Source organism: Allobosea sp. (assembly GCF_030694325.1).
Lineage (GTDB): Bacteria > Pseudomonadota > Alphaproteobacteria > Rhizobiales > Beijerinckiaceae > Allobosea.
The window spans coordinates 1-10673 of record NZ_JAUXYO010000125.1 but is presented as its reverse complement, the minus strand read 5'-3'; the positions used below and the strand labels follow the sequence as shown (position 1 = coordinate 10673).

At 68.0% G+C, this 10673-nt stretch carries 9 protein-coding genes and 1 pseudogene; 6 read left to right on the top strand and 4 right to left on the bottom strand.

What is annotated here, in order from left to right; translation table 11 throughout:
* A pseudogene (locus Q8M82_RS07670) lies at positions 1–135 on the top strand (bacteriocin); the annotation flags it as partial.
* A 72-nt stretch (positions 136–207) separates the two neighbouring features.
* Here the strand turns inward: Q8M82_RS07670 and hutC are convergent.
* Both hutC and Q8M82_RS07660 read right to left on the bottom strand, forming a co-directional pair.
* Entirely contained in the window at positions 208–957 is a 750-nt protein-coding gene (gene hutC / locus Q8M82_RS07665; RefSeq protein ID WP_305690781.1) for a histidine utilization repressor, read from the bottom strand.
* 5 nt (positions 958–962) lie between these two features.
* The gene (locus tag Q8M82_RS07660) at positions 963–2330 is read right to left on the bottom strand and encodes a formimidoylglutamate deiminase (RefSeq protein ID WP_305690780.1); all 1368 of its coding nucleotides are present in this window, start codon (positions 2328–2330) and stop codon (positions 963–965) included.
* Between the two features lie 104 nt (positions 2331–2434).
* On the opposite strand from Q8M82_RS07660, the gene hutI reads away from it, so the two are divergent.
* The 5 genes from hutI (at position 2435) to Q8M82_RS07635 (ending at position 8546) form a co-directional block, all read left to right on the top strand.
* Positions 2435–3667, top strand: coding sequence for an imidazolonepropionase (gene hutI / locus Q8M82_RS07655; protein ID WP_305690779.1), 1233 nt, complete (start codon positions 2435–2437; stop codon positions 3665–3667).
* Between the two features lie 2 nt (positions 3668–3669).
* Entirely contained in the window at positions 3670–5199 is a 1530-nt protein-coding gene (gene hutH / locus Q8M82_RS07650; protein ID WP_305690778.1) for a histidine ammonia-lyase, read from the top strand.
* A gap of 157 nt (positions 5200–5356) precedes the next feature.
* The gene (hutG, locus tag Q8M82_RS07645; RefSeq protein ID WP_305690777.1) at positions 5357–6163 is read left to right on the top strand and encodes an N-formylglutamate deformylase; all 807 of its coding nucleotides are present in this window, start codon (positions 5357–5359) and stop codon (positions 6161–6163) included.
* The gene (gene hutU, locus Q8M82_RS07640) at positions 6160–7827 is read left to right on the top strand and encodes a urocanate hydratase (protein WP_305690776.1); all 1668 of its coding nucleotides are present in this window, start codon (positions 6160–6162) and stop codon (positions 7825–7827) included. Before hutG ends, hutU begins: the two co-directional genes overlap by 4 nt.
* 152 nt (positions 7828–7979) lie before the next feature.
* Positions 7980–8546 (top strand): HutD/Ves family protein, encoded by a 567-nt coding sequence (locus tag Q8M82_RS07635; RefSeq protein ID WP_305690775.1) that lies wholly within the window; start codon positions 7980–7982, stop codon positions 8544–8546.
* A 37-nt stretch (positions 8547–8583) separates the two neighbouring features.
* Here Q8M82_RS07635 and Q8M82_RS07630 read toward each other — a convergent pair whose 3' ends face one another.
* Both Q8M82_RS07630 and Q8M82_RS07625 read right to left on the bottom strand, forming a co-directional pair.
* Positions 8584–9990, bottom strand: coding sequence for a TRAP transporter large permease (locus Q8M82_RS07630; RefSeq protein WP_305690774.1), 1407 nt, complete (start codon positions 9988–9990; stop codon positions 8584–8586).
* A gap of 8 nt (positions 9991–9998) precedes the next feature.
* Entirely contained in the window at positions 9999–10577 is a 579-nt protein-coding gene (locus Q8M82_RS07625) for a TRAP transporter small permease (protein ID WP_305690773.1), read from the bottom strand.
* Between the last annotated feature and the right edge of the window lie 96 nt (positions 10578–10673).

The window sequence follows — 10673 nt, the reverse complement described above, 5'->3', positions numbered from 1 at the left end:
GGCCGGGCGGGCGGCGCACTCGCGGGTGCGGCCATCGGCGGCGCCGGCGGCGCCATCATCGGCTCGGCGACGAGCCCGACCCGCACCTGCGTCGGTCGCGACGAATACGGCCGTCGCTTCCGCTACGACTGCTGAACGACTTCGCCGCTTTAGCGGTGCGATTGAAGCCCGGCTGGCGCGATGCGCCGGCCGGGCTTTTTTGCGATCTCAGACCGCCCCGTAAGGTCCGAAGCGGCCGACGAAACGATGACGGCTGCCCGGATAGAGCAGCCGAACCGCCGTGACCGGGGCCTCGTGATTCCAGGTCCGCCGCTCGATCAGCAGGCAGGCTTCGCCGGGAGCGATGTCGAGCAGCGCGGCATCGTCCGGCTCGGCGGGGATGGCACTGATCGCGTGCTCGGCCTGCGACCAGAGGCTATGCTTCAGCAGCCAGTCGCCCGGCGGGGTTTCGGCGAAATCCTCGCCCGCCGCGGTGGGCACGGTTGCGAGATGGATGACGCGCTCCTCCAGAACATGCGGCCTCTCATCGGCGCGATGCAGCGTGACGAGATGGGCGATCCTTTCGCCGCGCTTCAAGCCGAAACGCAGCGCCAGTTCGGGCGTCGGCCGCCCGTCATGCCGCGCCAGCGCCTCGAAGGCATAGCGCTGCCCCAGCCGCTCCACCTCGGCGGGGATCGACAGGATGTCGAGCATGGCATGGGTCGTCGGGGGGCTCGCCACCACCGTGCCCGAGCGGCGCCGGCGGGTGATCAGCCCCTCGCGCGCCAGCTGCACGAGCGCACGATGGACGGTCATGCGGGAGGCGCCGAGTTGCTCCATCAGCGCGTGTTCGGGCGGCACCGACGTCCCGGGCGGCCAGGTGCCGTAGAGGATGAGATCACGGATGGCACGGCGGATCTGGTCATAGATCGGCCCCGTTCCATCGAGCCTGACCGCATCGAGCCGGGTCTGTGCCATGGCCGTCAAACCGCAGCCAGAAGCTTGCGCATGACCGCCCCGAACCGTGCCTTCACAAGCCCGCGCGCGACATGGTGACCTTCAGCCACGACCTGCCGTCCGCCGACGAGGACGTCCCGCACCGGCAGAGCGTTGGTGGCGAAGATCGCACTGTCGAGAGCCGCCTCCCCCGACTTGCCGATGAGCGCCGGATGATCGGCGTCAAGCGTGACGAGATCGGCGCGCAGCCCCGGAGCTAGCGCGCCCAGTGCGCGGCCGCAGGCCTGGGCTCCGCCTGCGGCGGCTGCGCGCCAGAGCGCGACGCCGGTCGATGCATCGGGTTCGGCCATCAGCGCGCGGCGGCGGTCGCGGAAGCGCTGCGAATACTCCAGCAGGCGCAGTTCGGACGCGGCATCGATCTGGATGTTGGAATCGCTGCCGACACCATATCGGCCGCCGGACGCCCGGTAGCGCACGCCGTCGAAGATGCCGTCGCCGAGGCTGGCCTCCGTGATCGGGCAGAGACCTGCGACGGCGCCGCCTGTGGCGATGGCGTCACGCTCGGCATCATCGAGATGGGTGGCGTGGATCAGGCACCAGCGCGTATCGAGCGCGATCGTGTCGGCCAGCAGGGCGACGGGCCGCTTGCCCATGATCGCGATCGAATCCTCGACCTCGCGCATCTGCTCGGCGACATGGATGTGCAGGGGCGTGCCGGGGCGTAAGGCCGCGAGCCAGTCCAGATCCTCTAGCGCAACCGCGCGCAGCGAATGCGGCGCGAGGCCGAGCCGCGCGTCGGGCAGAGGACGGAGCGCGCCTTCGCTCGCCTCGATCAGCTTCAGATAAGAGTCGCGGTCGTTGACGAAACGGCGCTGGCCGTGGACCGAGGGTGCCTGGCCGAAATTGCCGAAGCGGTAGAGCACCGGCAGCAGCGTCAGGCCGAGCCCCGTCTCCTCCGCGGCTGCGGCGATGGCGGCCCCCATCGCGGCGATGTCGGCATAGGGGCGCCCGTCACTGTCGTGATGCAGATAGTGGAACTCGGCCAACGCCGTGAAGCCACCCTCCAGCATCTCGACGAAGGCCTGGGCGGCGAGCGCCTGCACGTCGTCGGGATCGAGACGGTCGAGGAAACGGTACATCACCTCGCGCCAGGTCCAGAACGAATCCTCGCTCGCGCCGCGGCGCTCCGACAGGCCGGCCATGCCGCGCTGGAAGGCGTGGCTGTGGAGGTTCGGCATGCCGGGCAGGGCCAGCCCCGAGAGCCTGATGTCGCCCGATTGCGCCGCGATGCCGAGCTCGACCGCGGTGATTATTCCCTCCGAATGCGTCAGGCGCACATTTTCGGCAAAACCTTCCGGCAGCAGGGCCTGCTGCAGATGCAGGGTCAGAGTCACGGCGTCTCTCCAGCGTCCAATTGCCTATGCAATTAAGGGCTTGTCATTTGCATATGCAATTAGCTAGCATACTTTCCATTCGAGGATAGTCGAGAGGACGCGACATGGCGACAATGTCGGCTGAGACCCCGACCTGCGACAGGCTCTGGACGCGGGCCCGGGTGGCCACGATGGCGCCCTCGGTGGCGGCTCCCTATGGCGCTGTCGATGATGGCGTCGTCGCGGCCCGCGACGGGCGCATCCTCTATGCCGGGCCGCGCAGCCAGGCGCCGGCCTTCGCGGCGGCGGAGACGATCGATTGCGGCGGGCGCTGGATCACCCCGGGGTTGATCGACTGCCATACCCATCTCGTCTATGGCGGCGACCGCGCCCATGAATTCGAGCTGCGCCTGCAGGGCGCGAGCTATGAGGAGATCGCGCGCGCCGGCGGCGGTATCCTCTCCACGGTGACCGCGACCCGGGCGGCGAGCGAGGACGCGCTGTTCGCCAGCGCCGACCGGCGGCTGTCGGCCCTGCTGGCCGAGGGCGTGACCACGGTCGAGATCAAGTCGGGCTACGGGCTGGAGATCGAGGCCGAGGTGAAGACGCTGCGCGTCGCGCGGCGGATCGGCCGGGAGCGGCCGGTGCGGGTGCGCACGACCTTCCTCGGCGCCCATGCCGTGCCACCCGAATTCAAGGGCCGCTCCGGCGACTACACCGCCCTCGTCGCCGGGCCGATGCTCGACGCCATCGCGGCTGAGGGGCTGGCGGATGCGGTCGACGTCTTCTGCGAGGGCATCGCCTTCTCGCCCGACGAGACGCGGGCGGTTTTCGAGGCCGCGCAGGCGAAGGGGCTCGCGATCAAGATCCACGCCGAGCAGCTCTCCAACCTCGGCGGCGCGGCGCTGGCGGCCGGCCTGGGCGCGCTCTCGGCGGATCATCTCGAATATCTCGACGAGGCGGGCGTCATCGCCATGGCCAAGGCCGGGACGGTCGCCGTCGTACTGCCCGGCGCCTTCTATTTCCTGCGCGAGACGCAGAAGCCGCCGATCGAGTTGCTGCGCCAACATGGCGTGCCCATCGTGCTCGCGACCGACGCCAATCCCGGATCATCGCCCCTGACCTCGCCCTTGCTGGTGATGAACATGGCCTGCACCCTGTTCCGGCTGACACCGGAGGAGGCCCTGGCGGGGCTGACCCGCCATGCCGCGCAGGCGCTCGGCCTGCAGGACGAGATCGGGACCCTGGAGGCCGGCAAGGCCTGCGACCTGGCGATCTGGGACATCGAGCGCCCGGCCGAGCTGGCCTACCGCATCGGCTTCAACCCGCTTCACGCCCGGATCTGGAACGGACAATGAGCATGCCCCTTCTCCTCGACCCCGGCCAGGCGGCTTTGACGCAGTGGCGCGACGTGATCGACGGCGCCTCGATCACGCTGTCCGATACGAGTGCAGGTGCGATCCGTGCCGCCCAGGCGATCGTCGACGACATCGTCGCAGCCGGCACCGTGACCTATGGCGTCAATACCGGCTTCGGGAAGCTCGCCAGCGTCCGGATCGCGGATGGCGACCTCGCCACGCTGCAGCGCAATCTCATCCTGTCGCACGCCGTCGGAACCGGCCCGGCCCTGCCCGACGGCGTGGTGCGGCTGATCCTGGCGATGAAGGCGGCGAGCCTGGCGCGCGGGGCCTCGGGCGTGCGGCCGATCGTGGTCGAAGCGCTGCTCGGCGCGCTCAAAGCCGATGCGCTTCCGGTCGTGCCGGCCAAGGGTTCCGTTGGGGCCTCGGGGGACCTCGCGCCGCTCGCCCATCTCACCGCCGCGCTGATGGGCGTCGGCGAGATCAGGCTCAAAGGCGAGACCATGCCGGCCGCGGACGCGCTGGCGCGGATCGGCCAGGCGCCGCTGGCGCTCGGACCCAAGGAGGGGCTGGCGCTGATCAACGGCACGCAGGTCTCGACCGCGCTGGCGCTCACCGGCCTTGCCGCCATGGCGCGGGTGTTCGACGCCGCGCTGGTCGCAGGCGCGCTCTCGGTCGATGCGCTGAAGGGCTCCGACACACCGTTCGACGCGCGCATCCAACGCTTGCGCGGTCAGCCCGGCCAGATCCGCGTCGCGGCGCTGCTGCTCGAACTGATCGCCGGCAGCGAGATCCGCGACAGCCACCGTTTCGGTGATTCGAAGGTGCAGGACCCCTATTCGCTGCGCTGCCAGCCGCAGGTGATGGGTGCGGTGCGCGACCTGCTCGCCAATGCCGCCGCGACATTGTCGATCGAGGCCAATGCGGTTACCGACAACCCGCTGGTGCTGGGTCCGGGCGAGGTCGTCTCGGGCGGGAATTTCCATGCCGAGCCGGTCGCGTTTGCCGCCGACATGCTGGCGATGGGGCTGTGCGAGATCGGCAACCTCTCCGAGCGGCGGATCGCGCTGCTGGTCGATCCCGTGATGAGCGGCCTGCCGCCCTTCCTGGCGCGCGATGCGGGGCTCAACTCCGGCTTCATGATCGCGCAGGTCACGGCGGCCGCGCTGGCCTCCGAGAACAAGCAGAAGGCCTATCCGGCCTCGGTCGACACCATCCCGACCTCGGCCAATCAGGAAGACCATGTCTCGATGGCGACGCATGGTGCCTATCGCCTGCTCGACATGGCGGCCAACGCCGCGAGCATCATCGGCGTCGAGCTGATGGCCGCGGCGGAAGCGATCGAGCATCATCGTCCGATGCAGACGAGCCCGCGGCTGGAGCCGGTCTTCGCTTTGCTGCGCGAGCGCATCGCACCGCTAACCGAGGACCGCTACCTCGCGCCCGATCTCGCGGCGGCGACCGCGTTCGTGCTGTCGGGCGCGGTCGGCAAGGCGGCGGGACTGGATTCGTTTGCGGAGTTCTCGGCGTGATTTTGGTGCCCTTCACTGTCCCTGGGCCGTCATCCCGGACGCAGCGAAGCGGAGATCCGGGATCCATGCCGGAGCGTCCTTTGGTGAGGATCAGGCATGGATCCCGGGTCTCCCTTCGGTCGCCCGGGATGATGGCGAGGATATGGAGTGACTTTTAATGACCGACATCGTCACCGTCACCCGGGGCCCCTCCCCGCTCATCCTCTCGATGCCGCATCCCGGCACCGGGCTGCCGCCGGAAGTCGAAGCCGCGTTGAACGAACGCGGGCGGCTGGTCGAGGACACCGACTGGCACATGCGCGAGGTCTATGCCTTCGCGGAGCGCTTCCAGCCGACGATCGTCGAGGCGAAGCTGTCGCGCTATGTCATCGACCTGAACCGTGATCCGTCGGGCGTCTCGCTCTATCCCGGTCAGGCGACGACCGAGCTGGTGCCGACGACGACCTTCGACGGCGCCTCCATCTGGATCACGCCGCCCGACGCGGCCGAGATCGAGCGGCGCCGCATCGCCTATTTCCAGCCCTATCATGACGCGCTCGCGGCCGAAATCGACCGGGTCAAGGCCGCCCATGGCTATGCCGTGCTGTGGGACTGCCACTCGATCAAGTCGGTGATCCCGCGGCTGTTTCCCAGCACGCTGCCGACGCTAAATCTCGGCACCAACTCGGGTCAGAGCTGCGCGGCCGCCGTGGAGGCCGCTGCAGCAGCGGCGATGGCGGCGCAGCCCCTGACCCATGTCGTCAACGGCCGCTTCAAGGGCGGCTGGATCACCCGCCATTACGGCCGGCCCGACGCGCACGTCCATGCGCTCCAGATGGAAAAGGCGCTCAGCGCCTATCTCGCGACCGAGGCCGCGCCCTGGAGCTTCGACGCGGCCACGGCCGCGCCCCTGCAATCCGCCCTCTCCGCCATCATTGCCGCAGCGCTGGACGCGGCGGCCCAGCACGAACGGAGCCGTTCATGACCCGCATCGACAACAGCCGCGTCATCCGCAGCCCCCACGGCACGGAGCTCTCCGCCAAGAGCTGGCTGACCGAAGCGCCGCTGCGCATGCTGATGAACAATCTCGACCCCGACGTCGCCGAGAAGCCCGGCGAGCTCGTGGTCTATGGCGGCATCGGCCGGGCCGCGCGGACCTGGGAGGATTTCGACCGGATCTGCGCCTCGCTGCGCTCGCTGGAGGCCGACGAGACGCTGCTGGTCCAGTCCGGCAAGCCGGTCGGCATCTTCAGGACGCATCCGGACGCGCCGCGCGTGCTGATCGCCAATTCCAACCTCGTTCCGGCCTATGCGAGCTGGGAGCATTTCCACCATCTCGATAAGCTCGGGCTGATGATGTACGGCCAGATGACGGCCGGCTCCTGGATCTATATCGGCACGCAGGGCATCGTTCAGGGCACCTACGAGACCTTCGTCGAGGTCGGCCGCCAGCATTATGGCGGCTCGCTCAAGGGCAAATGGATCCTGACCGGCGGACTTGGCGGCATGGGCGGGGCGCAGCCGCTGGCCGCGACCATGGCAGGCGCCTCGATGATCGCAGTCGAGTGCAAGCCCTCCTCGATCGAGTTCCGCCTGCGCACGCGCTATCTCGACGAGAAGGCCGACAGCATCGACGAGGCCCTCAGAATCGTCGAGGCGGCGCATGCCAAGGGCAAGGCGGTGTCGGTCGGCGTGCTCGGCAATGCGGCCGAGATCTTCCCCGACATGGTCCGCCGCGGCATCCGCCCTGATGTCGTCACCGACCAAACCTCGGCGCATGATCCGCTCAACGGCTATCTGCCGGCGGGCTGGACGCTGGAGGAGTGGGAAGAGCGCAAGGAGCGCGATCCCGCCGGCACGATCGAGGCCGCCAAGCGCTCCATGGCCGAGCATGTCAAAGCGATGCTCGACTTCCAGCGCATGGGCGTGCCGACGCTCGACTACGGCAACAACATCCGCCAGATGGCCAAGGACATGGGCGTCGAGAACGCCTTCGATTTCCCCGGTTTCGTGCCGGCTTACATCCGCCCGCTGTTCTGCCGGGGCATTGGTCCGTTTCGCTGGGCAGCCCTCTCGGGCGATCCCGAGGACATCTACAAGACCGACGCCAAGGTGAAGGAACTGATGCCCAACGATGCGCATCTGCACAACTGGCTCGACATGGCGCGCGAGCGCATCCAGTTCCAGGGCCTGCCCGCGCGCATCTGCTGGGTGGGGCTCGGCGACCGGCACCGGCTCGGCCTCGCCTTCAACGAGATGGTGTCGAAGGGCGAGCTGAAGGCGCCCGTCGTGATCGGCCGCGACCATCTCGATTCCGGCTCGGTCGCCTCCCCCAATCGCGAGACGGAGGCGATGAAGGACGGCTCCGACGCGGTCTCCGACTGGCCCCTGCTGAATGCGCTCCTCAACACCGCCGGCGGCGCGACCTGGGTCTCGCTGCATCACGGCGGCGGCGTCGGCATGGGCTATTCGCAGCATTCGGGCGTGGTGATCGTCGCCGACGGCACGCCGGAAGCAGCCAAGCGCCTGGAACGCGTGCTCTGGAACGACCCGGCCACGGGCGTGATGCGCCATGCCGATGCCGGCTACGAGATCGCAAAGGACTGCGCGCGCGAGAAGGGGCTGAAGCTGCCGGGGATTTTGGGGTGAACGATTGTCATTCCGGGGCGCCCGAAGCGCGAACCCGGAACCCACGACCGGGTGAGCCGGCGGGGTATGTTTGGCCCGCGTCAGGGACGCAACCCAGTCGTGGGTTCCGGGCTCTCCGCTCCGCGGAGCCCCCGGATGACAACAGGAAGCCCATGCGCATCATCCGCGCCGCCGATTGCCGGACCATGCCGTGGAAGAACGGCGGCGGAACCACGACCGAGATCGTGGTGTCTCCCGAGGGAGCGTCCCTCAGCGATTTCGACTGGCGGGTCTCGATGGCGCAGGTGGATGCGGACGGGCCGTTCTCCGTCTTCATCGCAATTGACCGGACGCTGTGCGTGCTGAAGGGCAAGGGCATCCGGCTGGCTTTCGGCGATGGCGAAGCGGTGACGCTCGACGCGGCCTCGGCGCCCTTCGCCTTCGCCGCCGACCGGGCGGTCGAGGGCGTACTCCTGGACGGGCCGATCGTCGATCTCAACGTGATGAGCCGGCGCGGCGCCTGGACGCATCGTGTCGAGCGGCTCAACGGCCCCGGTGAACACCCCATCACATGCGAGGCCGTCCTCCTGCTGGTTGCGCCGGAGGGAGGCTGGCGTATTGGCGACGCGACGCTCTCCGCAGGCGACAGCCTTCTCATCCACGGGCCAGACGAGATGGCCTGCGTCTCCGATGATGCCGGGCGCGCGCTCTATGTGATCCGGCTGCTTCCGGCCGCATAGGCCAGAAGCAACGGGCGCGCGCCTGCTCCCGGCTCCGCTACCGCACCATCCCCATCTGCCGCGGCAGCCAGAGCGTGAGCTCAGGGATGAAAGTGATTGCGATCAGGGCTGCGAAGAGCGGGACCAGCCAGGGCAGGATCGCCATGGTGGTGCGCTCGACCGAGAGCTTGGCGATGCGCGAGAGCACGAACAGCACCATGCCGAGCGGCGGGTGCAACAACCCGATCATCAGGTTCAGCACCATGATCAGCCCGAAATGGATCGGGTCGACGCCGAGCTTCAGCGCGATCGGCAGCAGGATCGGCACCACGATGGTGATGGCGGCGATGGTGTCGAGGAAGCAGCCGATGAACAGCAACAGCAGATTGACCAGGATCAGGAAGACCCATTTGTCCTGGGTCAGGCCGAGGATCAGGTCGGACAGGATCTGCGCCGTGTTGGAGACGGTCAAAAGCCAGGCGAAGATCGAGGCCGCCGTGACGATGAACAGCACCGAGGCAGTGGTCTCGATGGTGTCGAAGGTCGCCTTGGTCAGGCTGCGCAGGGTCATCGAGCGATAGCGGACGAGGCCCAGGAAGAGCGACCAGATCACCGCAGCGGCGGCGGCCTCGGTCGGCGTGAACCAGCCCATCGTCATGCCGCCGATCAGAATGACCGGCGTCATCAGCGCCATCACGGCCGAGAAGTCGAAATAATAATCGAGCCCCAGCAGCACCGCGAGCGCGATGCCGATCGCCAGATTGTCCGGCAGGCCGGCCCAGAGCAGCCCATAGGCGAGCAGCGGGAAGCCGAGCACGACTGCGACCTCGATGCCGGCCGTGCCGATCTGGCGCAGCGAGAAGGTGGCGTCCGAGCCCCATTTGTAGATCCGGGCGAAGATCGCGACGGTGATCATCATGAACAGCGTCATCAGCACGCCGGGGATGACACCGGCGAGGAAGAGCGCGCCGATCGAGGTGTTCGACATCATCCCGTAGATGACGAAGGGCAGCGAGGGCGGAATGATCGGCCCCAGCGTAGCGGAGGCCGCGGTCACGCCGACGGCCACCTCGGTGGGGTAGCCGTGGTCCTTCATCGCCTTGATCTCGATCGTGCCGATGCCGGCGGCATCCGCGATCGCGGTGCCCGACATGCCCGAGAAGATCACCGAGCCGATGATGTTGACCTGGGCCAGGCCGCCGCGCATCCAGCCGACGAGCGCGACCGCGAAGGCATAGATCCGCCCGGTCACGCCGGCGATGTTCATCAGGTTGCCGGCCAGGATGAAGAAGGGCACGGCGAGCAGTGGGAAGCTCTCCACGCCCGCGATCATGCGCTGCGCGAGAATGACGTCGGGTACGGTCCCCGAGATGATGATGAAGGCGAGCGAGGCGACGGCCATGGCGATCGCCACCGGCACGCCGAGGATCATCAGGCCGAGGAAGGAACCGAGCAGGATCAGCATGGTCGCTCTCAGGCCTCCGAGCCGTCGAAGGCTTCCGGCTTCTCCAGCACGGAATAGCCGCGGCGCATGTTCTGCCAGGCGACGTGAAGCGCCCGCAGTGTCATCAGCGCGAAGGCGAGGACGACCGCGTTGAAGATGATCGACTTCGGCAGGTCGACCGTCGTCATCATCTCGTCGGGGATCAGCGAGGCGTATTTGTACATCAGCCAGGTCGCGTAGGCGAAGAAGCCGATCCTGACGGCATCGACGAAGGTCGCCATGTAGCGACCGGTGCGCGCCGACATATAGCGGTAGAGGAAATCGACCTGGATGTGGCGGGAGGCCCGCACGCAGAGCGAAGCGCCGAGGAAGACCACGACGACGAGCGCGTTGATCGCGATCTCCTCGGTCCAGGCGAAGGAGTTGTTCAGGACATAGCGGGTGAAGAACTGCAGGATGACGCAGCCCACCATGACCCAGAAGGCGATCATCGTGATCCAGTCCTCGACGCCGTAGACCGACAGATCGGCCGGCGGCGGCGCCTCGTCGAAGACATGGGCGAGTTCCTCGCCGGTGACGGGCGTGTGGATTTCGGGGGCTGTGGTCATAGGCTGGTCCAGTCGTGAGGAGCTAGGCCGAGGCGGCCGTAGTCGCGAGTGATGGCGGCACAGAGGAGAGAGTGCCGCTCCACCCGTCATGCTCGG